This window comes from Heyndrickxia oleronia (assembly GCF_017809215.1).
Classification (GTDB): domain Bacteria; phylum Bacillota; class Bacilli; order Bacillales; family Bacillaceae_C; genus Heyndrickxia; species Heyndrickxia oleronia.
Window position 1 is genome coordinate 801,117 of sequence record NZ_CP065424.1, and the last position, 26,384, is coordinate 827,500.

The following is a 26,384-nucleotide window of genomic DNA, read 5'->3' on the forward strand; positions in this document are numbered from 1 at the left end:
GGGATGTAGGAGATGGCAAAGAAAGTACTAGTAACAGGCTTTGATCCTTTTGGGGAGGATCAAATTAATCCAGCGCTCGAGGCAGTAAAACAATTAGAAGGGAAAATTATTGATGATGTCACCATTGTGACACAAGAAGTGCCCACTGTTTTTCATGAATCCATTAAAGTAGTGACTCAAGCAATTGAAGTACACCAACCGGATGTTGTGATTTGTGTAGGTCAAGCAGGTGGTCGTACACAAGTGACCCCTGAGCGAGTAGCTATTAATATCGATGATGCACGAATTCCTGATAATAAAGGTAACCAGCCTATCGATGAAACAATTATTGAAGATGGTCCTGTTGCTTATTGGTCAACTTTACCCAATAAGCGAATCGTTCATAATATGAGAAAAGCAGGGGTTCCATCTGCTGTTTCTAATACAGCAGGAACATTTGTCTGTAATCATCTATTTTATGGAGTCATGGACTACTTAGCGAAAAACGCGCCTCATATTCGAGGAGGATTTATTCATATTCCTTTCCTTCCGGATCAAACGATTCACAATACAGCACCAAGCCTCAGTCTCGATCTCATAGTACGTGGATTAGAAATTGCTGCAATCACAGCAGCAAACGAGAAAGAAGATATAGTAGAAATTGGTGGAGCAATTCATTAGTGGGGTCAGACCCCACTATATTTTTTTAGTACGTTGTAGTCCGCTACACCTTTTATTTCTCTAAGAAAAGAGCTACAACTTTTAAAGGCTTTAATAATGGATGGCCGCAATAATAAGCAACTTAAAAAGCCTCTTCGAAATGGAACGAACCTTAAATCTGAATACATAACAGTATCATGCCAATGATTCTTTCATTGAGCCAACATTTGAATAAACAGTAAAAAGTCTTTTAAGGAATCAGTATAATCCACAAGGCTTTTTTACTTTGATTGCTTTTACGCTTTAAAGGGTTGGGGGTCAGACCCCCAATTTTGAAAGTCGTTCTAAGCCGATTTGGACGGCGAGGCAATCGTCTAAGTAGCCGAATGGGAATACGTAGTCAGGGATGATGTCTGTGGATAGTATAAAGTATAAAAGGACACTGCCAAGGATGGTGCGTTTTTCAATTGAATTGGTTTCTTCGCAGTAGGTTTTGTACATTTTTTTTAATTCCATAATAAAAGGACCTGTTCCCATTACTTGTTCAACTTTTGCTTCAAATTCATGCACTATTTTTTGTTGTCCTTCTTTTGTAAGGGCGAATTGTTCGTACTTAGATAATTCCTGTTGGATTTGCTCGATTGTAACGGGTTGGTCTAAATATTTGGAAGAAATAAGTACTTCTTGGATCGTGTCGATTGAAGTATACATATCAGAAGAGGAGGTTTTTTCTTTATCTTCTACCTCATATCCTGCTGCCTGCATTAATGTTATTAGTGGAATCTTTAAATGATTGGCAATCTGTTGTAGGTGGGATGGTTTTGCTTTCTGTTTGTTATTGGCTATTCGTGAAATGGTCGAGGTGTCAATTCCCGTTAGTGAGCTTAGCTTTCTCATGGAGAGTGCCTGTTCTTTTAATGCTGTTTTTATTAACTGACCAAGCTTTTGATCGCTATTCTGTGTATTTGACATCTCCTTTCACTCCCTTTGTCCTTATTTGAATCTCTTTCATATCTCTACAAAAATATGTCTATATCTTATTTTACGAAAAAGAGCTGTGCAATATGATGGATGTTATTTTTATTTCAATCGTTTAGTGTTGACAATTTGTCAACACCATTGTATTTTTGATATAAAGTCAAAATGCGATTACGTGCTTTCGTATGGCTTAGAGCTTATGAAAGAAAGGAAAGGAACTTATGACTGAAGGAAAACAGGGCGATCATCTTGGTTTGCTACTAAAAGAATTGTTAAAAGAGCAATCCCTATCTATGAGGAAATTGAGTGAGCTTAGTGGAATTGATACAGCTACCATATCCCGTATTATAAATGGGAAGCGAAAGGCCACTCCTGAGCATTTACAAAAATTTGCTGAATGTCTTCAGGTTCCGATGACAGATTTATTTGTTGCAGCAGGGTTTCCGCTTGCAAAACAGGAGAGTCAAAATTCTGATATACACCAGTCCATCGATAGTATTGAGCAAGCTCTACAATCCTCTAATGTGTATGACCAACAATTTTCCTTGGAAAAGGTTAAACAGCATATAAAAAAATACGAACAATATTCACAAACAGAAGAAGGAAAAGAGACGATTCTAAATAAATTTGAGGAGAAGCTTCAAAAAGTAGGGAGTATTGGTCCTTTTATTAGTCAGCTAAAGGTTATGTATGAGAAATTTCGCTTAAAGATGGGGACTCCTTATGAACTTGGATTAATGGGAGCGGCACTTGTTTTTTTTATTTTACCAGTTGATGTTATCCCGGATTATATCTTTCCGATTGGGTTTCTAGATGATGCGATGGCTGTGCAAATCGTTATACAGTCATTATCGATGAATAAATGATTCTGATAGTATAGTAGAAAAATAGATTTAAAAAAACGCAAGCAAGGAAAATGATTTATACTTTCTTGCAATTTCGAATATAGGTGAGGGAACACATGAAAAAAAGAGAAAGAAGGACTAAAAGGAAATGGCTGAGAAATCTCTTTTTGCTGATAGTTATATTAATTGTAGGAATCATCGGTTATTGTATCTATCAATATAATCAAGGGTTATCTGAGGCAAATAATGGAAAATTCAAGAAGGATGGCGCTACCTATGATTTATTTAAAGGTGCTGAGCCGAAATTTGGAGTCATTAATATTTTATTGATTGGTACTGACACGAGAGGTGGGGATCGCGGGAATTCCGATACATTAATGATTGCCCATTATAATCAAGATACCAACCAGCTTAAACTTGCGTCAATAATGCGAGATACATATGTAGAAATTCCTGAGCATGGGATGAGAAAAATTAATGCAGCCTTTGCCTATGGAGGACCTGAGCTAGTTAGAAAAACAATCAAACAGAATTTTGATGTAGATGTCAATTATTATGCAGTTACCGATTTTGAAGGATTTTCAAAAATTGTTGATATAATTGCACCAAAGGGTATTGAGGCTGATATCCCATATGAAATGTCTTATGGAATTGGAATGACATTGCATCCAGGGAAACAAGTATTACATGGAAAAGAAATTCTAGGATACGTCCGTTTTCGGCATGATCGTCTAAGTGATTTTGGACGGGTGGAACGACAGCAAGAAGTAATCTCAAAAATTAAGGAACAGGCGTTTAATATACAAAGTCTTGTCAAACTCCCGAAAATACTTGGTGTGGCTGATCCGTATATTGACACGAATGTAGACACTTCTACGATCCTTTCCATTGGTAAAGGCCTATTGACTGGAAAAAATAAAAAAATGGAGACTTTACGAATTCCAATCCAAGATTCATATGTTGATAGAAATGTTGATGTGGGTGCAGTTTTAAGCATTGATGTCGATCAAAATAAACAAGCATTAAAAGATTTTTTATCGCAGGATAATGATAGTGTTGCAAGCAAAGAAACACAGGAATAAAAGGTGTAGTCTGATTCCCATGTGAGTAATAGTGGGATCAGACTTTTTTTATTGATTTTTTGTTGAACTTTTCTCAACACTTGTTGAGAAAGACAGGCACTTTCATTGTATGAGAGAAATACAATGTTAAAAATGGTCAATGATTAAAGACTATTTTAATTGTAAGGCTGTTTTCGTATAGTTTGTTGCTTTTGTAAATGCCCAAGTGCCGGCTTTTACTTCCAATAAAGAATTCAGCGGTCTTATAGAGTTTGCCGCTCTTTCCTCAGTGATGAAAGATGTAGCAATCTACAACCGAGAGTTAATAATTAATACACTACTTCATTAGCAACAATGTTTGAGAAAAGAGCCTGTAAAAAAAGAGGAGTGTTTCTAATATGTCTTGGTTAGTAATATTTGCATTCGCCGTTTCATCGAGTATAGACAATTTAGGGGTGGGAATCTCTTATGGAATCCGAAAAATAAGAATAGGGATGGGTGCTAATTTATTTATCGCAGTGATTTGTTTTCTGATGAGTGTTGCAGGTATTTCGTTTGGAATGTGGTTATCGTATATTTTACCTGGGATGTTTCCTGTAATTGTAGGTTCATTCCTATTGATTATCATTGGGATTCGAATTATGTTGTTAGCAGTTCCACGTAAAAGTGCTGAATCTAAAATGAGTCAGGAGCCGGGGGAAAAAGGGAATGGCCTTGATGGGATAATGAAAAATTCTGAGGCTGTAGACAGAGAACGAAATCTATCAGGTGGCATTAGTTGGTGGGAGGCTGGAATATTAGGAGTCGCCTTATCAGCAAATGCACTTACAAATGGACTAGGAGCAGGCTTACTTGGACTATCGCCATTTGCCATCTCCCTCACCGCAGCCATAGGCAGCTTTATCAGCATTTGGATAGGTACCAAACTAGGAACAAAATTAGCTGACATTCGCATCGGCAAATTCACAATAGGACAATTCGGAACCTTACTAAGCGGAGCAATCATTCTAGTCATTGCGATCAACGCTTTCTTTTAGGGGGTCAGACCCCCACTGCGTTAAAGCTTTAAAGTGATGGGGGTCAGACCCCAAAAAAGAGGGTTTTTCCTTAGTAAGTATAATTTAATTAAGGAAAGGGGGAATTGTTGATGTGGGTTCGACGAATGGTTGATACGAAGAGGGGAAGTTTTGAGGTTTTTGAGAGAGGGGAGGGGGAGCCGCTTGCGGTGACTCATCTTTATAGTGCGTATGATGAGCGCGGGAATTCTTTTGCCAATCCTTTTACGTCATGTTACCATGTTTATTTAATTAATCTGCGAGGGGCTGGAAATTCAGCCATTGCTTCTAATGAGTCTGAATACAGTATGGAGGAAACACTTCTTGATTTAGAAGCTATTCGAGAATCGTTAGGGTATCAGCAGTGGAGCTTTGCTGGTCATTCAACGGGTGGAATGCTCGCTTTAAAATATGCGATTCAACATCCTCATTCGCTAACAAAAATTATCGCAGGTGGAGCAGCTGCCAGTTATGAATATGGTGCTGACCCCGATAGTATCTATTGTTCTCAAAATCCGAACTTTAAGAGAATTATAGAGATCATGGATCAATTGGATGATCCAGCAACACCGATTGAGATCCGAAGGAAACTTAGCTATGAATGGGCGCTAATGTCTTATTGTTCAGAGGAAAAGCTACAGGCATCCATGAAAAAACCCAACAGTGGAAAGACTGTTGGTGAACGGCTGACGTATTTTCGTACCATCGAATCGCCTACATATGATGTACGGGGCCAGCTGAAAGATGTTAAAGTACCAGCCTATATTTACTGTGGGAAATTTGATGCTCAATGCCCATTAAAATTCAGTGAAGAAATAGCAGAATTAATTCCCAACTCATCACTAACCATCTTTGAGGAAAGTAATCATAATCCATTCTCTGAAGAAGAAGAGAGGTTTGATGAGTTTGTAAGGAAAACACTTAGGGGTCAGACCCCCGCTGCTTTAAAGCTTTAAAGGGATGGGGGTCTGACCCCCATTAAATTAATCCCTCGTCCACTAAAAATTGGTGGGCTACTTCTTTGTAGGTTTTGCGGTTGATGTCGACTTCTGCGTTTAGTTTTTGCATGGTTTTGTCGTTGATTTTTCCTGCGAGTAGGTTGAGGATTTCTTTTAATTCTGGATGTTTGCTAAGAATTTCACCTCTTACGATGGGTACTGCGTTGTATGGAGGAAAGACTTGTTTGTCATCCTCAAGAACTTGGAGTCCAAATGCTGGAATTCTTCCGTCTGTGGTATAGGCATCAATGACATCAGCTTTATGATTTTTGGCTGCGCTGTATATGATCCCTGAGTCCATCGTCTGGACTTTTCCAAAATCAATGCCGTACGCTTTTTTCAATCCTAGATATCCATCCTCTCGTTCTAAAAACTCTGGTTCCGAAGCAAGAGTTAGTTCAGGAGCCTTTTCAGTTAAATCGGAAATGGTCTTTATCTTCCATTTTTCAGCATCCTCTTCACGGATTGTAAGAGAGTACGTATTATTAAAGCCGATAGGGTCCAACCAGATAATATTATATTTTTCTTTAAATCGCTTTTTTACAAGTTCATACACATCGTCAGGATCAGTGGATGGAATATCTTCTTTTAAGTAATTGATTAATCCTGTCCCTGTATATTCAACACTAATATCATAATCGCCCTTTTTTAATCCTTGAAAAACAGCGGCAGAGCCACTGATAAATGACTGCTTATCGACCTTTAGATTGGTTCGATCCTCAATTAATTCCTTATACATATAGACAAGAATCTCTTGTTCTGTAAAACTCTTACCTGTAATCACAATCGTATGTTTACTGTTAACTACCTTCATAATACCCACCGTTATTCCGGTAATCATCAAAACGGTAGCTATGGCAATAGCGGTCCATTTCCTTGATTTCGATCGTTTTTTTCTCTTTACACCTGGTTTTGCTGCCTGTTCAAATCGCTTGAGAATAAGATCAAATAAAATAGCAATTAAGGCAGAAGGTAAGGCACCAGCAAGAATAAGTCCAGAATTATACGTCTGTAATCCTCGGAAAATCAAATCACCTAATCCTCCCGCACCAATCAGTCCGGCAATGGTTGCTACTCCTACAACCATAACGGCAGCAGTGCGAATACCACCCATAATCACATTTAGCGCAAGGGAAGTTCGATTTTCCAAAGCACTTGTCTACTAGTCATTCCCATTCCAATCCCAGCTTCAACCGTACTGCTATTGACATTGATAATTCCTAAATACGTATTGCGTAGAATTGGCAGTAATCCATAGATGGTTAATGCGATAATCGCAGGAGGTTTTCCTGTTCCGATAAAAGGCACGAGAAAAACGAGTAATGCCAAACTTGGTATTGTTTGTAGGGCAGCGGTTATTCCGATAATAATATCCGCAGCTTTTTTATGGCGGGTTAGGAAAATTCCTAAAGGAACAGCAACTAAGATAGCTATTATGATCGAAAGGAAGGATAGGTAAACATGCTCTATTAGTAAACTACCAACCTCTGGTAAACGGCTTGCAAAAATATCCTTTGTTTCAGTCCATAAACGATTAATGTCTATATCCCCCCTAATGAGTCATTTAAATGATTAGCAACAAACTTAACAATACTTGATCGGTTAATGATTCCTTTTACTTTATCATCATGATCAAGCACAGGTACAAATCCATATGGAGAATTGTTGACTAATAGTAATGCTTTTTCTGGATTTTCATCTGGTGTGATCGTTGGAATATCCTTTTGGATAAGATCATTAAGCGTAAGCTGCTCATCCCCAAATGCTTTACGCATATTCCAAATATTTACTACCCCATAAAACTTTTTATCCTTATCAACAATTAGTAAATTATCCACTCGTTTATCGCGCATGATTTTTAATGCTTCGGCAAGTCCTCGTGAAGGATATGCGGTGACTGGAGGAACCATAAGCTGTTCAATTTCAGGAAGGATGGTGGAGTCTTGTAAACGATCCTCACCAATAAATTGTCGAACAAATTCATTGGCTGGATGCCTTAAAATTTTTTCGGGTTGATCAATTTGAATGATTTCTCCATCTTTCATAATACAAATTCGATCGGCAATTTTTAATGCCTCATCCATGTCATGGGTGACAAATACGATTGTTTTTTTGATTTCTTGTTGTAGTTTGACTAATTCCTCTTGTAATTGTTCACGACTAATAGGGTCTAATGCGCTAAATGGTTCATCCATTAATATAATGTCAGGATCGGCAGCTAGTGCACGGATAACACCGATACGCTGTTGTTGACCTCCTGATAATTCATCAGGAAATCGGTCACCTATCTCATTAGGGTCAAGTCCCACCATTTTCATCAATTCATCTATTTTGTCCTTGTACATGGATTCATCCCATTTTTTTAATTTCGGTACTAAGGCAACATTTTCTCTAATCGTCATATGTGGCATTAAACCGATCTGTTGAATCACATAGCCGATTGTGCGCCTGAGTTCAACTGGGTTCTTATTTTTAATGCTTTCACCATTAATAGTGATTTCACCGTTCGTTGGTTCAATGATCCGATTAATCATTTTCATGGTCGTTGTTTTTCCACAGCCACTTGGCCCAATTAACACGAGGAGTTCATTTTCTTTAATAGTAAAGTTTAAATTATGAATGGCGGTAAAACCACCCTCGTATTGTTTCGATACATTTTTAAATTCGATCAATGCTCATTCTCACCTCCAATAACCTTTTACCCCGTTTTTTAGTGATGAAACATACATTTTTTTCCACTTTCCACATAAAAGGCTTTCTATTAGGTTGAAAATGGTTGGAGTGATCTAACTTTTCTTCTGATTTTAAACCTGTTATACCCTAAAAATACTATATTAATCCCATTTATCCCCAACAAACGATAATATTTTAGATTATTTTGTATTTTTGTGTTGTAATAGGTTGTAATATGTTGTAGAATTTTTAAAAAATAGAGAATAATTAGAAGGTGGAGAAAATGAAGTCAACTGAATTGGTACAAGTTACTCGTGGAAATATGGTTGAAAGTATACATAATGGGCATATTGCGGTTGTGGATTATAAAGGGGAGTTACTTAAATATGTAGGGGATCCATACCGGGTTGTGTATGCTCGCTCTTCGATGAAGCCGTTACAGGCCATCCCTCTAGTAGAAACCGGTGTGGCTGATCATTACCAATTTGATGAAGCAGATTTGTCCCTTTGCTGTGCGTCGCATAATGCGGAAAAACAGCATACAGAGCGTGTGATTTCCATTTTAAAAAGAGCAGGATTGGACGACCAAGCGTTGAAATGTGGAACTCATCCGTTAAGAAGAGAAGACGTGTTTAAGGAATTGATTCTTGAAGGAAAAGAGGTAACCCCTCTTTATAATAATTGCTCAGGCAAGCATAGTGGGATGATTGTGACTGCTAAATATATGAATGAGCCAATTGAATCCTATTTAGAATTATCACATCCCGTACAACAACGAATTTTACATGTAGTTAGTGAAATGGCTGATTATCCGGTCGAGAAAATAGAGTTAGGCGTCGATGGCTGTGGCGTACCTGTTCATGGGTTACCACTTGAGCGAATTGCACACGCTTATGCCAAAATGACAAGACCCAATGAATTAGAGGAATCACGTGCCCGTGCAGTAGAAAAGGTTACCTCCGCTATGATGGCAGCTCCAGAGATGGTGGGTGGAACAGACCGCTTCTGTACCAATTTCATGAAAGCCGTTGATGGGAAAATGTTTGGTAAGGCAGGAGCTGAAGGTGTGTATTGTATTGGCGATTTGCAAACGGGAATTGGGATTGCCATTAAGATTGAAGATGGTTTCGGTCGTGCAACAGAGCCTGCAGCTGTTGAGGTGCTGAAACAGCTAGGCCTATTAACAGATAATGAGTTAGAAAAATTACAGCAACATCATCACCCAGTCGTACCGAATGCAAGAAAAGAGAAAGTCGGGGAACTTGTTCCAACCTTTACATTGAAGGATGCCAAGGAACTTTAAATACATGGAGGGATTAACTATGAAGAAAAAAGGTTTTGCACTTATAGTTTCAATGATTTGTTTGACTCTTATACTCTTCGGATGTTCGAATTCTTCGAGTTCATCATCTGGGAAAAAAGAGCCTGAAAAAATTGTGAAAAAAGAAGGGAAAGATATAACAATAGCTGTTGCTGCCAATTTTGTTAGCTTGGACCCTCATGATTCCAATGATACGTTAGGACTTTCGGCAGAAAGAATGATGATGGAAGGGTTGCTCGGATTTGATAAAGATATGAAGGTAGTCCCTGTATTAGCAGAAGATTATCAAGTAAATGATCAAGCAACTGAGTTTACTTTTCATTTGAAAAAAGGGGTTAAGTTCCAAGATGGAACCCCATTTAATGCAGAAGCCGTGAAGTACAATATTGATCGTTTAGCGAATCCAGATAATCACTTAAAGCGCTATAGCTTATTTGAATTAGTGAAAGAGACACAAGTTGTAGATGAATACACTGTTAAAGTACTACTAAAGGAACCTTTTGGTGCGATGATAAATAATTTTGCCCATCCATCAGCAGCGATGATTTCCCCTGCGGCATTAAAAAAGTATGGGAAGGATATTGCGAGAAATCCTGTAGGAACTGGTCCATTTAAATTTGAAGAATGGGATCAAAGTGATCATTTAAAACTAGTGAAAAATGAAGACTATTGGAAAGAAGGCTATCCAAAGGTAGATTCAATCACATTTAAGCCTGTACCTGAAAATGGATCCCGTGTCGCGATGCTCCAAACGGGTGAAGCGGATTTTGCTTATCCGATTCCAACAGAGCAAGTAAAATCAATTGATGGAAAAAATGGCATCGTCATTGAAAATGATCCTTCAATTATCGTTTACTACCTATCTATGAATACATTGAAAAAACCATATGATGATGTACGAATCCGTCAAGCAATGAACTATGCAATTAACAAAGATGCATTTATTAAGGTTGTATGGAACGGTCTCGGGGATAAACCTACGTCTGTTCTTGCACCAAAGGTTGCTTTCTCCTCAGAGCAAGAGCCATATAATTTTGACTTAGAAAAAGCTAAGAAGTTAATGAAAGAAGCAGGCGTTGAAGACGGCTTTAAAACAACACTGTGGGTAAGTAATAGTTCAACTTCTGTAAAGTCAGCAGAGTTTCTTCAACAACAATTAGCTCAAATTAATATTAAGGTTGAAGTCGTTCCGATGGAAGCAGGAACTTTATCCGACAAGCTATGGGGACCACAAAAACCAGAAGATGCTGAAGTGGAGCTTTATTATGGTGGTTGGTCACCATCGACAGGTGATGCAGATTGGGGAATTCGCCCGCTCCTTGGAGGACAGGCTGCATACCCACCTTTAAACTATAATGTTTCTTACTACAATAATGAAAAAGTAAATCAAGCATTGAAAGATGCTCTACAAACAGCGGATGAAAGCAAACGTGAAGCAGCTTACAAAGACGCACAAAAATTAATATGGGAAGATGCACCTTGGGTTACATTAGCTGTACCGAAAAACTTAGCTGGAAAGAAAAATTATTTAGACGGGATTTACCTATTACCTGATGGTTCATTAAGTATTAATGAATTAGAAATTAAGCAATAACATGAAAGGGTGTCTCAAAAGAATCATAGATGGGACACCCTAAATTTAATTTAAGAAGGCTTTTTAATCGTATGAAAGCTTGTGGATGAAAAATCAAAAGGGTCAAGTCCTTCTCTTGTAATTACTTGGAGTTTTTCTATTTTTCTTGAAGGTAGGTGTTCTAATGGGGCGTTATTTAACTAAACGGTTGATTACGATTATTCCCATCCTGTTTTTTGTTTCAATCTTTATCTTTTTATTTGTTCATTTAATACCAGGGGATCCAGCGAGATTAGTAGCCGGTCCTGATGCTAGCTATGAAGATATAAAACTAATAAGGAAGGATCTTGGTCTCGATAAACCTTTATATGAACAATATGTTAATTTTATCGGTAATCTATTTCAAGGAGATTTGGGTACTTCCTTAAAAACTAAACAGCCAGTCCTAAAGGAAATCGGGATAAGATTTATGCCTACCTTTTGGCTGACTCTTTGGAGTATGGTATGGGCTGTCATCATTGGTCTGATTATTGGAATTATTTCAGCGAAGAAACGAAATAAGTGGCAAGATTATGCAGGAATGTTTGGTGCTGTATCAGGAATATCTCTTCCATCATTCTGGTTAGGATTAATTCTTATTCAATTTTTCTCTGTTAAGCTTGGTTGGTTTCCGACGGGAGGACTGGAATCTTGGAAAAGTTATATTCTTCCTTCACTCACCCTAGGGACGAGCGTAGCAGCTGTCATTGCTCGATTCTCACGCTCATCGGTTATGGACGTATTGAAGGAAGATTATATTCGAACCGGTCGTGCAAAGGGTTTAACTGAGGGGAAGGTTATTCAAAGGCATGCATTGAAAAATGCATTGATTCCAGTTGTTACGATGACAGGTTTACAATTCGGATTCCTACTAGGGGGTTCTGTTGTTATTGAAACAGTGTTTAGTTTGCCGGGTCTTGGGCGACTATTAATTGATTCAGTAAGTTTTCGCGATTATCCAGTCATTCAAGCTGAAATGCTCTTGTTTTCTCTTGAATTTATATTAATTAACTTAATTGTCGATGTTCTATACGGCTTTTTAAATCCACAAATAAGATATTAGTAGAGAGGTTGGTGAAGAAGAATGCCTGAACTAGAAGGAAAAACAAATGTTAGTTTCCAAGCGGTAGACCATGCGATGAAACGATCAAAGTCAACTCCGTTTTCAGAGTTTTGGAGAAAGTTTAAAAAGCAGCGATTAGCATTTATTTCTGCCATCTTTATCGCAATTTTGCTAGTCTTAACCGTTATTGGTCCATATATCACTCCTTATGACATAGCAGAGCCGGATTATAACCATGTACTTGAAGGACCATCTGTTCAACACTGGGCAGGAACTGATCCTTATGGTCGTGACATCTTTAGTAGAATTATTGCAGGAACAAGGATTTCTCTTTTTGTTGGCTTGTTTTCTGTCATGATTGGTGCAGTTGTTGGAACTTTTTTAGGGCTGATTAGTGGATTTTATGGTAAATGGATTGATGGTATTATTATGAGATTTTGTGATCTATTATTTGCTTTTCCTGGTATCTTACTAGCAATTGGAATTATTGCAATACTAGGACCAGGTCTTGAAAATGTCATTATTGCCGTAGCAATTTTTGGCGTCCCTACATTTGCGAGAATTGTTCGTTCAAGTACATTATCGATTAAATCATCCCTTTATGTTGAGGCGACTCGTTCCATCGGCGCTAAACCACGTCGTATTATATGGAAGCATATTTTTCCAGGAACTATCACAAGTATCATTGTCAACTTTTCTATGAAAATCGGTAGTGCAATTTTAACAGCGGCGAGCTTAAGCTTTTTAGGCTTAGGTGCACAACCTCCATCACCGGAATGGGGCGCAATGCTTAGTGGAGGGCGAGATTATTTAAATATGGCTCCACATATTACATTATTTCCTGGTATTGCGATCTTCTTGACGGTATTAGCTTTCAATCTATTGGGAGACGGATTGCGTGATGCGCTTGATCCAAAAATAAAAGATTAAGAGGAGGTGTAAATATGGAAAAAGAATTATTGAAAATAAATGATTTACAAACCCATTTTTTTAGTGATAAAGGTGTTGTTAAAGCGGTTGATGGTGTAACGATCACCGTGAATAAAGGAGAAACTGTTGGGATCGTTGGGGAGTCGGGATGTGGAAAAAGTGTAACATCCTTATCGATTATGCGCCTATTGAAAGATACTCCTGGAAAAATTGTTGGTGGTAGCATCCAATTTGAAGGGAAGGATCTAATCCAATTGCCGGAAAAAAATATGCGATCGATTCGGGGAAATGAGATTGCTATGATCTTTCAGGAACCAATGACCTCTCTTAATCCTGTATACAAGATTGGAAGACAACTAGTAGAGTCTATTCGATTACATATGAAAAAGGATGCAAATGAAGCAAAAGAGCATGCGATCAAAATGCTTGAACTTGTTGGAATTCCAAGAGCTCGGGAAATTATGAAGGAATATCCTCATCAATTATCTGGAGGAATGCGGCAACGGGTCATGATTGCGATGGCAATGTCCTGTAATCCGAAATTATTAATTGCAGATGAACCGACGACAGCATTAGACGTAACGATTCAAGCACAAATTCTGGACTTAATGCGAAAATTAAGAGAGGAAAGTGATTCATCCATCTTATTAATTACCCATGATCTTGGTGTAGTAGCAGAAATGTGTGATCGAGTCGTAATTATGTACGCTGGTAAAGTGGTTGAGGAGTCTGATGTGAATACCATTTTCGAAAATCCGAAGCATCCTTATACAAAAGGATTATTAGAATCCATTCCTAAGCTCGGTGTGAAGATTGATCGCTTGCAATCTATTAAAGGAAATGTACCTGCTCCTGAACAAATGCCAAAAGGATGCAAATTTGCCCCGCGCTGTCCATTTGTTATGGATCAATGCTGGGAGAGAGAACCGCAGTTGCAATCGGTGAATGCAAATCATACAACAAGATGTTGGCTTCATCAAAAGGAGGGAGCACAATGAGTACACTCGTCGAAGTAAAAAATTTAAAAAAACATTTCCCTATTAGTAAACGGATTTTTTCCAAGAAAACATCGGTCGTTAAAGCGGTTGATGGGTTAACCTTTACGATTGAAAAAGGGGAAACATTGGGACTTGTAGGTGAAAGTGGTTGTGGGAAATCAACGACTGGACGAATGATTATGCGTTTGATTGAACCAACGGAAGGACAAGTGTTCTTTAATGGCCAAGATATCACCTCCTTTTCAGAAGATAAGTTACGCAAGTTTCGTAAGGAATTTCAAATGATATTCCAAGATCCATTTGCATCACTGAACCCACGTATGAAAATTGGAGATATTATTGAGGAACCACTGATTGTTCATGGCGTGGAAAAGGAAGAGCGTAAGCAGAGGGTTGAACGTTTATTAGACGTTGTCGGATTAACGCCTTTTCATGCAGATCGTTTTCCTCATGAATTTAGTGGTGGGCAAAGACAGAGAATTGGTATTGCTAGAGCATTAGCGGTGAATCCGCAATTAATTGTTGCAGACGAACCCGTATCTGCACTCGATGTGTCGATTCAATCACAAATTTTAAATCTATTAAAAGATTTGCAGAACGAATTTGGTTTAACTTATTTATTTATCTCTCATGATTTAAGTGTCGTTGAACATATTAGTGATCGAGTAGGAGTAATGTATCTAGGTAGAATGGTCGAATTGGCAGATAAAGATTCTTTATATAAGGAACCGTTACATCCATATACAAAAGCGTTATTATCGGCAGTTCCTGTCCCAGATCCAAAGGTAAAAAGGGAAAGAATTGTACTCAAGGGAGATCTACCAAGTCCATCAAATCCTCCTTCTGGTTGTACATTTCATACGCGATGCCCATTTGCAACAGAAGAATGTAAAGTAAAAGTGCCAGAGTGGAAGGAAGTAAGAGAAAAGCACTATGTTTCGTGCCATTTATATTAGATAATAGAGAAAAATAAACTATTAAATGGTAGGACGGTGTTATCATGTCTGAATCGAAACTGCATATTATCTCCATTCAGGAGAGATATTTAGCTACAATCACAAAGCAGTTGAAAGAAGTATTCCGAGATTTGATCCAGTTATCGCCGACAACGATTAAAGATTTACAAAACAACACGATTGAACCAGGAGATGTAGTGATCTTATCAAGTGATATTCTGATTGGTTTTGCATTACAGTTTATTCCGGAGGGTTGTCAATATATTATTGCTAAGCGCGAAATCAATTATGCAAATATGAAGGAAGTGATTGAATTACCTCCGGGAAGAAAGATCCTTGTCGTTAATGATACGTTGATTAATACGAATGAAACGGTTGACTCATTAAGAGAGACGTTTTCTGAGCATCAATATTTTGCCTATGATCCATCTCAACCGATACCAGAATTCATAGATTACATTATTACACCTGATGAAACGCATCTTTTACCAGGTGGGTTAGGTAAAGTTATTGATATTGGTATGCGTTTATTGGATATTGAAGTATTTCTTGAAGTAGCTAAGCTTCTTGATTTATCCATTGATTCAATCACATTAAATAAGCGTTATATGAAATCATTAATTTCGTTGTCAAAGAGTTATTCATCTACTCAGTCAAATGATCAAAAGAAAATTGTAAAGGATGTACGAGATACGGCTGGATATCATTTTTCTGATATGATCGCTCGAAGCAGTAAGATGCAGATCGCATTAGAACAAGCAAAGATATATGCTCAACTTGATCAACCAATTCATTTATACGGTGAAGCTGGGACAGGGAAAAAAATGCTTGCACAAGCCATTCATAATGCCTCTAAACAACATTCTGGTCCCTTTGTTGTCATCAACTGTGCTTTTCGGACGCATGATTTATTAGAGAAGGATTTGTTTGGAGTTGAGAATGGTACAGATATAACGATCGGGGTTATCGAAATGGCACAAGGAGGAACCCTATATATTGAATCAGTCAATGAGCTTCCTGTTTTTTTACAAAAACGTCTTTTACAAGTTATCCATACAAATAAATTAGAGCGGAAGAATGGAAAGAATTTAATTGATGTAAATGTGAGAATCATAACAAGTAGTCTGTATTCATTGGAGGAGATGCAAGGGGAAGGGTATTTTGAGCAAGAAAAACATGTTATTCTAACTCCATATTCCATCTATATGCCAAGTTTGCTGGAAAGAATTGAAGATATTGATGATTTAATTGTAGATATAAAAACAAGATTACATCGTAAGGATTTGTCATTTACCGAAGAGGTAATGCAGCGTCTGAAAACATATAAATGGAAAGGAAATATTAAGGAGTTATATAATACAGTTTCTTATTTATCTTTCCTAGATCAATCCCTTATAGAAACTCATATGCTGCCTTTATATTTAAAAGAAGAAAAGGAAAGCTACCATTCGGAACAGGATGTACAAGAAATAAATATGGGAAAAATCATTGAGAAAATTGAAGAACATGGTTTTTTAGAAGAAAGTATTTCGATTTTAAAGGTTTTTCAAGAAGGGAAGCAGGAACGAGAATCATTTGGGCGTACAAAGCTTAAAGCTAGATTAATAGAAAAAGACATCGATTTAACAGAGCAACAGCTACGCATGAGATTAGAAGTATTGCAGGAACTCAAACTATTAAATGTACGACAAGGTCGTGCGGGTACAACGATTTCGAGATTAGGTGAACGGTTCTTAGCAAATTATGAAAAACAGGTGATATAAATATGAAACTATATATTTCAGCGGACATTGAAGGGGTTGCAGGAGTCGTACATAGTGAACATACCACTCGCGATGGTAAAGAACATGATAGGGCTAGATCGTTAATGACGGAGGAAGTCAATGCTTGTGTCCGTGGAGCACTGGAAGCAGGTGTAACAGAAATAGTTGTTAATGATTCACATGGTACCATGCGAAATCTCATACCGGAGCAATTACATCCAGAAGCGGAGTTAATTTCAGGTTCTCCCAAAAAATTAGCCATGGTAGAAGGCTTAGATGAAACATATGATGGCGCTGTTTTTTTAGGTTATCACACAAAAAAAGGGGACTTTGGTTTACTGAATCATACGTTCAATGGAAAAGTGGTTCGCTCGATCAAAGTCAATGGAAAAGAATATGGAGAATTTGGCTTAAATGCATTAGTAGCTGGTTTTTTCAATGTCCCAGTTGTTTGCGTCTCAGGTTGTGATCGTTTAGAAGGGGAAGCACGTGAGTTAATTCCTTCTATTTACACAGCAACCGTTAAACAAACGATAAATCAGTTTACTGCAAAAAGCGTCCATCCTAAAAAGGCCCAGGAAATGATCCAAGCACAAACAAAAGCTGCATGGGAGAATCGAAAGAATATCCCGCCATTTAAAATCGATGGTCCTGTAGTCATTGAGATGTCCTTCAATACAACTGGTTTTGCCGAAAATGCTGCAATTCTACCGATCGTTGAACAAATTGATCCATCCACTGTCACGTTTGAAGCGAAAAATATAATCGATGGTTATCGTTTTATTCGAAGCTTGATTATGATAGCGAGTTAGTGTTAGGTAGATGTACAAGGGGGAATTTATCCCCCTTATTAAATAAAGGCTGTTTTCCATATAGTTTGCTGCTCTTGTAAAAGCACAACTTCCTGCTTTTACACCCAATAAAGGAGTCCAAGGTTCTTATGGAGATTGCAGTTTTTTTCTCAGTAAAATGAAAGGTGTAGCATCTTCAGCCGATATTAGTTAAAACCATATTTAAACAGCAACAATGTTGGAGAAAAGAACCTGAGTAAAATAAAAAATCTAAAATAATAGTGTCGTTTATTGCATGCTTGTTCTTACTTTTTCGGGAATCATCACGACTTCGATTTTTAAATCAATAGGTTTAAACGATTCATCAATACATTCCTGCCAATAGTGTAAATGCTTTTTATCTATCCAATTCTCTGATTCCTCTACTTCTTGCCCGCCTTCACCTTGAATGGAGTACCAATATAAATATTCATCGCCGTTTAGATTTTCCCTGAAAATTGTTTCCACATACATTTTTTCATCTTCTAATGTAATCAGAACATCTTTCATATGTTCATTTAAAAATCTTAACCATTCATTCACCTGTTCTGATTTCCCTTTCTTCACCCTAAATCTTGTTAATTCAACGTTCATATTATCCCACCCTAGTATTTTCTCTGTTCATTACTGCAATATATTATTTTATTTTAACAGAAAATTCAAATATTAGTAGAACGGTTACTTAACTATTTTCTTGTAAATGGATTTGGGACAACAGAACCGACCCTCTGTCCCGTTTGGATTTAAAGTAGGTGAATAAATAGCATCCGAGGATGACAATTGCGCTGCCTACTCCTTGCATCCATGTTAGTTTCTCATCTAAAAATAGATAGGCGAGGATTGCGGTGAATATGGGATTGAAATTTAAGAAATTTCCGGACGTGGTGGCTCCTAATTTTTTGACACCGATATTCCAAAATAACATGCATAGTACAGTAGAAACTACACCGGTATATAATATAGAAGAAATAAATGAACCGTTAATAGAAGTTACTGTAAAATCAACTAAATTAAATGGGAGAAGAACAAGAAGTCCAAATACTCCAGAGTAAAAGGTAGACATTAGCGGAGATGTCTTCGTTGAAGCCCATTTACTGCAAACTGAGTAAATACCCCAAATACATACTGCTAATAACATCCACCCATCCCCTTTATTAAAATGAAGTGAAAGCAGGAAGTGAAGCTTTCCTTTTGAAAGTACAAGGAGCACACCAAAGAAGGAAAGAATCATGGATAATAACTGAATCAAATTCATTCTTTCTCTTAAAAAAATAAATGAAAATATAGCTATAGATATGGCATTTAAGGTCGAAATGATGCCTACATTGGTAGCGGATGTTTGTTCCAGTGCCCAAAATTGAAAGAGATTAAATAGAACCACTCCTGTTAATCCCATTAGAAAAAGCGGAAGGATGGCATTTTTAGGTGGTAATAGTCTTTTTTCTTTCCACCATACAATTGGTAATAAGCAAATGACAGCGATAAGCCATCTTAAACTGGTTAACGTCATTGGTGAAGCGTGGCCAACTAAGAATTTTCCTACAACAAAGTTCCCTCCCCATAAGCAGCTAGTCAATAATAGGAGCAAAAAATAAAAAATTGGCATTTTTCCACATTCCTTTTTAGATAAATGATTATTAATAAACTTAGCATCAATCTTTTGTTATCAGTATAAAATTTTGTTGATTTGATTAAATATGAAATATAATTAAATTAATAAAGATTATTATGAAATAATCTTCAAAATAAATGTCTAAAGTATGCTGGTTTTTGAATAATCGTAAGGGAGTGTGTAGGTGTGGAATCAATTGTAAGCAAAATATTAGATAGGGTTGATCTTCGGATATTGGATTTACTGCAAAAAGAGGAGCAAATAAGCAATGCTGAACTAGCGAGGTGTGTGAATCTATCACCGCCTGCAACACATGCGAGGGTAAAAAGGTTAGAAAGTGAAGGATTTATTGATCGTCATGTAGCAATTTTGAATCAGGAAAAGCTTGGTTTTGATTTATTATGTTTTATTTTTATCAGTACGAATATTCATCAGGCTGAAAAGTTGGAATGCCTAGAGAAGGAATTGAAAGAAATGCCTGAGGTACTCGAGTGCTATTGTCTAACAGGAGAGTATGATTATTTATTGAAAGTAGCAAATAAAGATCGAAGGGATTTAGAAAGCTTTATACGCAAACTTAATCTATTAGGAATTACGAAAATACAAACGAGCTTAGCGTTAAGAGAAATTAAATATTCAACAGTCTTACCGATCATTACAGATACTGATGTAACTAGGTGAAAATAGAGATGCTGTCTATAAGAAGAAACTTTCTTAACAGGCAGCATCTTTAACCATATGTAAGCTTTAGTTAATACAGATGAATAAAATCATTTAATTCTATATGTGGAACGTTCCCTTACTAAAATAAAAAAGTGAATAAGGCTATTTCGAGCCCGTTCCTGCTGCTTTTTGAAAGTGTTATAGGAGCAATTGATTTCCATTGTTAGGCCGTTTTTAAATAAAATTTGAGGGTGTTTGGCTTTGCGCAGTAATTTTTCAATGTGGTCTGGAAAGATCCATTTACAGTCATAATCTTTAGGAGACTTTGTAGGAATAGCATAAATCATTTCTATAGGGCAAATAACTAACGGTGTTTTTTTATCGTAGGAAAATGCTTTTCGTACCGCATTAATTCTTCCGTTATAATCGGTACATCTTAATTCACAAGCTTGGTCAAGTAATTCCTGATTCGTTCGACCAGTGTAGTACATTCCGTTAACATCGTAAATTCTCGAGTTATACTCTGGATGATATACGGCTTCAATCCCCATGGTTGTTAATGAGATTTGATAGTCTTTAACATATTTCATCCCCATAATCCTCCTTTTTATAATCTAAGTCTATCATACTATAATATTCCAAAATAATCCATATTTTTATTAAAATTTTCATAATTTTATAATAAATATAAATTTTTGTCATTTTAAAGGTTTAAATAGTGAATAATGTTCGTTTGCTTGGTTGAAACACTGTGTTTCAAAGAAAAATATGTCTAAAACGTATTTTTGTGTTCCTAGATATAAAGATAGGCTCTAACTATGATGGAACCAACCCGGGAATACACGGAAAGGCGCGCTAATCCAGAAAGGTTTCCAAGTGGAAAGATTTCAGGAACTGATGGAGGAGTATTCACCAATGATCTATCAAATAATACATTCATTGCATATTTATAAAAATCATGATGAATTCTATCAAATTGGCCTGATTGCTTTATGGGAAGCGAGTAATCAGTTTGATGAAACAAAAGGAGCCTTTTTAAGTTATGCCTATGCGACTGTTAAAGGGCGCATTTTAACAGAAATAGCTAAACAAAGAAGACAAGAGGAGAGAAATATATATCCCAAGGAAGAATTCTGGGAAATTCAAGCTTCACCACTATCAAGGAAGCCATTAGAGCTTGCTGACCTTCTTTTCTATTGTGAGGGGCTTTCACCTAAACAGCAAAAGTGGGTGATAGGAACTTTTTATTATGGAAAAAGTTTAAGCGAAATCGCTAAAGAAGAAAAGGTATCTGAATCAGCGGTAAAAAAGTGGAAAAAAGCAGCGATGGATAGAATTAAAATAAATATTGGATGTTAAATGAGTTATGGAAGACTCTTATGATAAGTATTCCTAAGGTACTGAAGTATTGGAACGTTGATGGTCATGAGCTTATGGATTCAAGCTATGTTTGAAAATAACAAATAAAAAAGTATAAAAGGTGCTTATCACCTTTTATACTTTTTTGCTAGCCAAACAAGTATGAGCAGAAATGGAATATACAAATAATTAATCAGAAATCCTGCTTTTCCGAAGACATAATTGAGATGCTCAATCTGATAACGTGTTTTAAAGAATGGGACAACAATTAAAGGGATGAGTGAAAGAATAATCACTCCCTTTCTTTGTGAAAGTTTAAACGTTTGCTTTAGTAATCGGCTTCCACACCAAAGGGCAAGAGCTGTGTTAGGGAGTATAATCAGGCACCAATTAGCAATCCCAATGTATTCAAAGCGTTCAACAACGGGTAAATGGACAATTTTCCAAGTTGATAATGTAGCCCAAATATATTTTAGCAGTTGCGCTTCGTTATAATAGGCGAAAGAAAGAATCGCTGTATATAAAAATAATAAAAGCGATGTCGTTAGTGCGAGAAACGCCCATTTTTTCGATTTATTATGATCTTTAATGAAAGGACTGTAGATTAGAAAGGATTCAAAGCCAATATAGGTAAGTGACATTTGATGACCTGCAAGAATAATTTCCTTTACTGAATGATCGAATAATGGCAAAAAATTATGGAAATTGGCGTATGGGAGTGTAAAACCAAACAGTATAATTAAATAGGATGGAAGTACGACACTAAAAAACATCATGCCTACTACTGTTCTAAAACCGCCAAACACGATATACACACATAGTAATAAATAGATTAAGGTAAAAATAAATACATTTAAATCATTAAAAACCCATACTTGAATGATTTCGGTATACGAACGTAAGATGGTTGTCGCGTATAGTATAAAATAGAAAACAAAAAGAAGATTACAAGCACCACCTAACCATTTTCCAAATACAAATTGATGGGTTCCCGCCAGATCTGTTTCTCCAAATGCTAAAATTTTATAAATGATCCACATAACTAGCATGGTCATAATCCCTGCAAAAATAACGGACATCCATGAATCATAACCAGCGATTTTTGCAATGGCTCTTTGAAACCCTAATATCCCAATTCCGAATTGCATGCCATGTATCGTAAAAAACACAAGTGAAGGCGATACTTTACGATTTTCTGGAACAGTCTGCATTTTAAGTCCCCCAATAATAATTGGAAATAACGAGATAGGTTAATGTCTTTTTTCGATTAAACATCAAATATAAAAGAGATTATTCCACTCAAATAACCATTCATTTTTTCCACATAGTGATAATATCTCCAAAAATAATAAAAAAAAACAAAGGGACGGTTCTTTTGCTTCCTTCAATTAAGAGGAAACAAGAGAACTGTCCCTATGTTTAATACGCCTTCGCTTTTCTTATTTTAGTGACCAACATGTCCTTTGGTAGGATTAGTTATTTCGAACCCTTCCTCTGGTACATAGAAAAATTGAATCCAAACTCCGTCGAGAAATTCTTCGTCTCTTTTATCTAACAGAATTTTAATTCCTTTATCTGTTTCAACAATTTCGTCATGTTCAGTTGGATGATCAAATTGTAGTGCATAGTGCGCGTGATTTCCATGATTCTCTGTAATTATCACGCGAATCATTTTTCCTTCAGATTCTTCATCATTTAGCATCTTATTAAGAATCTTTGCTGCGTTGCGATTAATTTTTACTTTCATAAATGAGTACCTCAATTCACTTTTCTTAATGTAGGGATTAAAAGTGTAGCTCCCTTTTATTTGATAACAGTCTACCACAAATATAGGAAAGATAAACGAAAGGAGCTTATCATTGATTTTGAGCACTGTATTAATTGATGGGAAAGGTTTAATACATATAATAAGCATATGTAGAATTGTTGGGCAACTTTGCTTTTCTTCTTTATAATTCTCTAATATATTTATTTTGACAAAGTTCTATGTAAACTAGGGGATTATATATCTTTTTAAAATTGATATCAGTTATTATCAATAAATATGTTGACTTTTAAATAATAATATCTTAATATAATAAAGTCTTCTTTAAAGACGGTTAGCAAGTCAAATAAAACGATAAAAAAGTGTTGACAAACATTCTGATTTCTAGTAAAATTTATAAATGTCGCTGTTGCGATATTGAAAAAATAATTAAAAAAAGTTATTGACACTTTAAATATGTGATGTTATAATATAAAACGTCGCAAAAATAGTTCTTTGAAAACTAAACAAACAGAAACGTCAATGAATTACTTTTATAAGAGCTATATCAAACATCTTTTTGGAGAGTTTGATCCTGGCTCAGGACGAACGCTGGCGGCGTGCCTAATACATGCAAGTCGAGCGAATCTGATGGGAGCTTGCTCCCTGATGATTAGCGGCGGACGGGTGAGTAACACGTGGGTAACCTGCCTGTAAGACTGGGATAACTCCGGGAAACCGGGGCTAATACCGGATAACTTTTTTCTTCGCATGAGGGAGAATTGAAAGATGGCTTCGGCTATCACTTACAGATGGACCCGCGGCGCATTAGCTAGTTGGTGAGGTAACGGCTCACCAAGGCGACGATGCGTAGCCGACTTGAGAGGGTGATCGGCCACACTGGGACTGAGACACGGCCCAGACTCCTACGGGAGGCAGCAGTAGGGAATCTTCCGCAATGGACGAAAGTCTGACGGAGCAACGCCGCGTGAGTGATGAAGGTTTTCGGATCGTAAAACTCTGTTGTTAGGGAAGAACAAGTATCGTTCGAATAGGGCGATACCTTGACGGTACCTAACCAGAAAGCCACGGCTAACTACGTGCCAGCAGCCGCGGTAATACGTAGGTGGCAAGCGTTGTCCGGAATTATTGGGCGTAAAGCGCGCGCAGGCGGTTTCTTAAGTCTGATGTGAAATCTTGCGGCTCAACCGCAAGCGGCCATTGGAAACTGGGAGACTTGAGTGCAGAAGAGGAGAGTGGAATTCCACGTGTAGCGGTGAAATGCGTAGAGATGTGGAGGAACACCAGTGGCGAAGGCGACTCTCTGGTCTGTAACTGACGCTGAGGCGCGAAAGCGTGGGGAGCGAACAGGATTAGATACCCTGGTAGTCCACGCCGTAAACGATGAGTGCTAAGTGTTAGAGGGTTTCCGCCCTTTAGTGCTGCAGCTAACGCATTAAGCACTCCGCCTGGGGAGTACGGCCGCAAGGCTGAAACTCAAAGGAATTGACGGGGGCCCGCACAAGCGGTGGAGCATGTGGTTTAATTCGAAGCAACGCGAAGAACCTTACCAGGTCTTGACATCCTCTTGACCTCCCTAGAGATAGGGATTTCCCTTCGGGGACAGGAGTGACAGGTGGTGCATGGTTGTCGTCAGCTCGTGTCGTGAGATGTTGGGTTAAGTCCCGCAACGAGCGCAACCCTTGACCTTAGTTGCCAGCATTCAGTTGGGCACTCTAAGGTGACTGCCCGTGACAAACCGGAGGAAGGTGGGGATGACGTCAAATCATCATGCCCCTTATGACCTGGGCTACACACGTGCTACAATGGATGGTACAAAGGGCTGCAAGACCGCGAGGTTTAGCCAATCCCATAAAACCATTCTCAGTTCGGATTGTAGGCTGCAACTCGCCTACATGAAGCCGGAATCGCTAGTAATCGCGGATCAGCATGCCGCGGTGAATACGTTCCCGGGCCTTGTACACACCGCCCGTCACACCACGAGAGTTTGTAACACCCGAAGTCGGTGAGGTAACCTTTTGGAGCCAGCCGCCGAAGGTGGGACAGATGATTGGGGTGAAGTCGTAACAAGGTAGCCGTATCGGAAGGTGCGGCTGGATCACCTCCTTTCTAAGGAATATGGAAAAGCGGAGGCGACTGTTCAGTCCCTGCAAAAAATGTTCTTCCGACGAAAAGTCGATAGACTTTGAAGGAGGAAGGTTATTTTTCTGCGAGGGACTAGGAGCCGGAGCTAGACATGGAAAACCACTTACGTGGTTAAGACGTTTTCTGTTTGTTTAGTTTTGAGAGAATTATCTCTCACTTGATATTATTTTCATATCATTAAATATTAATTGCTCCTGCAGCAATGCATATTCGAGGATGATTAGGTTCACCTCGGAGCAAGGCAGCACGAAGCGAACGCTCTGATGATTAATCATGATGTGATTGAAATCAGTAGCCTTGTTCTTTGAAAACTAGATATATAAGAAGTAACCAAGTAATAACCGAGAATCGCCACTTTATGGATGAATCCATTAAGTAGTTTTAAATAACCTTTTAGGTTAAGTTAGTAAGGGCGCACGGTGAATGCCTTGGCACTAGGAGCCGATGAAGGACGGGACTAACACCGATATGCTTCGGGGAGCTGTAAGCGAGCTTTGATCCGGAGATTTCCGAATGGGGGAACCCACTGCCCGTAATGGGGTAGTATCCTTACTTGAATACATAGAGTAAGGAAGGCAGACCCGGGGAACTGAAACATCTAAGTACCCGGAGGAAGAGAAAGCAATTGCGATTTCCTGAGTAGCGGCGAGCGAAACGGAAGAAGCCCAAACCAAGAGGCTTCTTGCTCTTGGGGTTGTAGGACACTCTATACGGAGTTACAAAGGAACGGAGTAAATGAAGAGGTCTGGAAAGGCCCGTCAAAGAAGGTAACAACCCTGTAGTTGAAACTTCGTTCCCTCCAGAGTGGATCCTGAGTACGGCGGGACACGTGAAATCCCGTCGGAAGCAGGGAGGACCATCTCCCAAGGCTAAATACTCCCTAGTGACCGATAGTGAACCAGTACCGTGAGGGAAAGGTGAAAAGCACCCCGGGAGGGGAGTGAAAGAGAACCTGAAACCGTGTGCCTACAAGTAGTTAGAGCTCTATGCTTTATGCAGAGTGATAGCGTGCCTTTTGTAGAATGAACCGGCGAGTTACGATTTCATGCAAGGTTAAGCTGAAGAGGCGGAGCCGCAGCGAAAGCGAGTCTGAATAGGGCGATAGAGTATGAGGTCGT

The 26,384-nt window shown here is 38.0% G+C and carries 24 protein-coding genes and 2 rRNA genes (1 of these 26 only partly in view); 17 read left to right on the forward strand and 9 right to left on the reverse strand.

What is annotated here, in order from left to right:
• The first annotated feature begins 12 nt into the window (after positions 1-12).
• Positions 13-660 carry a pyroglutamyl-peptidase I gene (gene pcp / locus I5818_RS04130; protein ID WP_078109176.1) on the forward strand — a complete coding sequence of 216 codons (648 nt, stop codon included), beginning with the start codon at positions 13-15 and terminating at the stop codon, positions 658-660.
• Between the two features lie 297 nt (positions 661-957).
• Here pcp and I5818_RS04135 read toward each other — a convergent pair whose 3' ends face one another.
• Entirely contained in the window at positions 958-1,611 is a 654-nt protein-coding gene (locus I5818_RS04135) for a helix-turn-helix domain-containing protein (protein WP_078109177.1), read from the reverse strand.
• 227 nt (positions 1,612-1,838) lie between these two features.
• On the opposite strand from I5818_RS04135, the gene I5818_RS04140 reads away from it, so the two are divergent.
• From I5818_RS04140 to I5818_RS04155, 4 genes are all read left to right on the forward strand, one after another.
• Entirely contained in the window at positions 1,839-2,483 is a 645-nt protein-coding gene (locus I5818_RS04140; protein ID WP_078109178.1) for a helix-turn-helix domain-containing protein, read from the forward strand.
• A 95-nt stretch (positions 2,484-2,578) separates the two neighbouring features.
• Positions 2,579-3,544: an LCP family protein gene (locus tag I5818_RS04145; protein ID WP_078109179.1), complete on the forward strand. Its 966-nt coding sequence runs from the start codon at positions 2,579-2,581 to the stop codon at positions 3,542-3,544.
• Positions 3,545-3,921: 377 nt separating this feature from the next.
• Positions 3,922-4,560 carry a sporulation membrane protein YtaF gene (gene ytaF, locus I5818_RS04150; RefSeq protein ID WP_078109180.1) on the forward strand — a complete coding sequence of 213 codons (639 nt, stop codon included), beginning with the start codon at positions 3,922-3,924 and terminating at the stop codon, positions 4,558-4,560.
• A 110-nt stretch (positions 4,561-4,670) separates the two neighbouring features.
• Positions 4,671-5,534 (forward strand): alpha/beta fold hydrolase, encoded by an 864-nt coding sequence (locus I5818_RS04155; RefSeq protein ID WP_078109181.1) that lies wholly within the window; start codon positions 4,671-4,673, stop codon positions 5,532-5,534.
• Between the two features lie 22 nt (positions 5,535-5,556).
• Here I5818_RS04155 and I5818_RS26185 read toward each other — a convergent pair whose 3' ends face one another.
• From I5818_RS26185 to I5818_RS04165, 3 genes are read right to left on the reverse strand one after another with little or no spacing between them, the layout of a single operon-like run.
• Entirely contained in the window at positions 5,557-6,726 is a 1,170-nt protein-coding gene (locus tag I5818_RS26185) for a glycine betaine ABC transporter substrate-binding protein (RefSeq protein WP_276514086.1), read from the reverse strand.
• Positions 6,699-7,133 (reverse strand): ABC transporter permease, encoded by a 435-nt coding sequence (locus tag I5818_RS26360; RefSeq protein WP_338075642.1) that lies wholly within the window; start codon positions 7,131-7,133, stop codon positions 6,699-6,701. The genes I5818_RS26185 and I5818_RS26360 overlap by 28 nt, the downstream gene beginning before the upstream one ends.
• Positions 7,118-8,248, reverse strand: a complete 1,131-nt coding sequence (locus tag I5818_RS04165) for an ABC transporter ATP-binding protein (protein WP_078109183.1) — start codon at positions 8,246-8,248, stop codon at positions 7,118-7,120. The genes I5818_RS26360 and I5818_RS04165 overlap by 16 nt, the downstream gene beginning before the upstream one ends.
• Before the next feature lie 284 nt (positions 8,249-8,532).
• Between I5818_RS04165 and I5818_RS04170 the strand changes: the two genes are divergently transcribed.
• From I5818_RS04170 to I5818_RS04205, 8 genes are all read left to right on the forward strand, one after another.
• Positions 8,533-9,552, forward strand: a complete 1,020-nt coding sequence (locus tag I5818_RS04170) for an asparaginase (protein WP_078109184.1) — start codon at positions 8,533-8,535, stop codon at positions 9,550-9,552.
• A 19-nt stretch (positions 9,553-9,571) separates the two neighbouring features.
• Entirely contained in the window at positions 9,572-11,164 is a 1,593-nt protein-coding gene (locus I5818_RS04175) for a glutathione ABC transporter substrate-binding protein (protein ID WP_071974821.1), read from the forward strand.
• Positions 11,165-11,327: 163 nt separating this feature from the next.
• A complete protein-coding gene (gsiC, locus tag I5818_RS04180) occupies positions 11,328-12,245 on the forward strand; it encodes a glutathione ABC transporter permease GsiC (protein ID WP_078109185.1) in 918 nt (305 codons plus the stop codon).
• Between the two features lie 75 nt (positions 12,246-12,320).
• Positions 12,321-13,175, forward strand: a complete 855-nt coding sequence (locus I5818_RS04185) for an ABC transporter permease subunit (RefSeq protein WP_071974846.1) — start codon at positions 12,321-12,323, stop codon at positions 13,173-13,175.
• A gap of 14 nt (positions 13,176-13,189) precedes the next feature.
• The gene (locus I5818_RS04190) at positions 13,190-14,173 is read left to right on the forward strand and encodes an ABC transporter ATP-binding protein (protein ID WP_071974823.1); all 984 of its coding nucleotides are present in this window, start codon (positions 13,190-13,192) and stop codon (positions 14,171-14,173) included.
• A complete protein-coding gene (locus I5818_RS04195) occupies positions 14,170-15,129 on the forward strand; it encodes an ABC transporter ATP-binding protein (protein WP_071974824.1) in 960 nt (319 codons plus the stop codon). Before I5818_RS04190 ends, I5818_RS04195 begins: the two co-directional genes overlap by 4 nt.
• Positions 15,130-15,173: 44 nt before the next feature.
• The gene (locus tag I5818_RS04200; protein ID WP_071974825.1) at positions 15,174-16,892 is read left to right on the forward strand and encodes a sigma 54-interacting transcriptional regulator; all 1,719 of its coding nucleotides are present in this window, start codon (positions 15,174-15,176) and stop codon (positions 16,890-16,892) included.
• A gap of 2 nt (positions 16,893-16,894) precedes the next feature.
• Positions 16,895-17,704 carry a M55 family metallopeptidase gene (locus I5818_RS04205; protein WP_078109187.1) on the forward strand — a complete coding sequence of 270 codons (810 nt, stop codon included), beginning with the start codon at positions 16,895-16,897 and terminating at the stop codon, positions 17,702-17,704.
• A gap of 267 nt (positions 17,705-17,971) precedes the next feature.
• Here the strand turns inward: I5818_RS04205 and I5818_RS04210 are convergent, their stop codons facing one another.
• The gene (locus tag I5818_RS04210; RefSeq protein ID WP_078109188.1) at positions 17,972-18,316 is read right to left on the reverse strand and encodes a DUF6176 family protein; all 345 of its coding nucleotides are present in this window, start codon (positions 18,314-18,316) and stop codon (positions 17,972-17,974) included.
• A gap of 88 nt (positions 18,317-18,404) precedes the next feature.
• Positions 18,405-19,328 (reverse strand): DMT family transporter, encoded by a 924-nt coding sequence (locus tag I5818_RS04215; RefSeq protein WP_078109189.1) that lies wholly within the window; start codon positions 19,326-19,328, stop codon positions 18,405-18,407.
• A 192-nt stretch (positions 19,329-19,520) separates the two neighbouring features.
• Between I5818_RS04215 and I5818_RS04220 the strand changes: the two genes are divergently transcribed.
• Positions 19,521-20,015: an Lrp/AsnC family transcriptional regulator gene (locus tag I5818_RS04220; RefSeq protein WP_078109190.1), complete on the forward strand. Its 495-nt coding sequence runs from the start codon at positions 19,521-19,523 to the stop codon at positions 20,013-20,015.
• A gap of 89 nt (positions 20,016-20,104) precedes the next feature.
• On the opposite strand, the gene I5818_RS04225 is transcribed toward I5818_RS04220, so the two are convergent.
• Entirely contained in the window at positions 20,105-20,587 is a 483-nt protein-coding gene (locus tag I5818_RS04225; protein ID WP_169846857.1) for a competence protein ComK, read from the reverse strand.
• Between the two features lie 307 nt (positions 20,588-20,894).
• On the opposite strand from I5818_RS04225, the gene I5818_RS04230 reads away from it, so the two are divergent.
• On the forward strand, positions 20,895-21,356 hold the full coding sequence (locus I5818_RS04230) for a sigma-70 family RNA polymerase sigma factor (RefSeq protein ID WP_326160693.1): 462 nt from the start codon (positions 20,895-20,897) through the stop codon (positions 21,354-21,356).
• 128 nt (positions 21,357-21,484) lie between these two features.
• On the opposite strand, the gene I5818_RS04235 is transcribed toward I5818_RS04230, so the two are convergent.
• The gene (locus I5818_RS04235; protein ID WP_078109193.1) at positions 21,485-22,567 is read right to left on the reverse strand and encodes a GerAB/ArcD/ProY family transporter; all 1,083 of its coding nucleotides are present in this window, start codon (positions 22,565-22,567) and stop codon (positions 21,485-21,487) included.
• A gap of 233 nt (positions 22,568-22,800) precedes the next feature.
• A complete protein-coding gene (locus I5818_RS04240; protein ID WP_058004715.1) occupies positions 22,801-23,103 on the reverse strand; it encodes a heme biosynthesis protein HemY in 303 nt (100 codons plus the stop codon).
• A gap of 574 nt (positions 23,104-23,677) precedes the next feature.
• Between I5818_RS04240 and I5818_RS04245 the strand changes: the two genes are divergently transcribed.
• Positions 23,678-25,230 (forward strand): 16S ribosomal RNA (locus tag I5818_RS04245).
• Positions 25,231-25,662: 432 nt separating this feature from the next.
• Positions 25,663-26,384: ribosomal RNA gene (locus tag I5818_RS04250) — 23S ribosomal RNA — on the forward strand; it runs 2,247 nt beyond the window's last position.
• The 16S and 23S rRNA genes sit together here, the layout of an rRNA operon.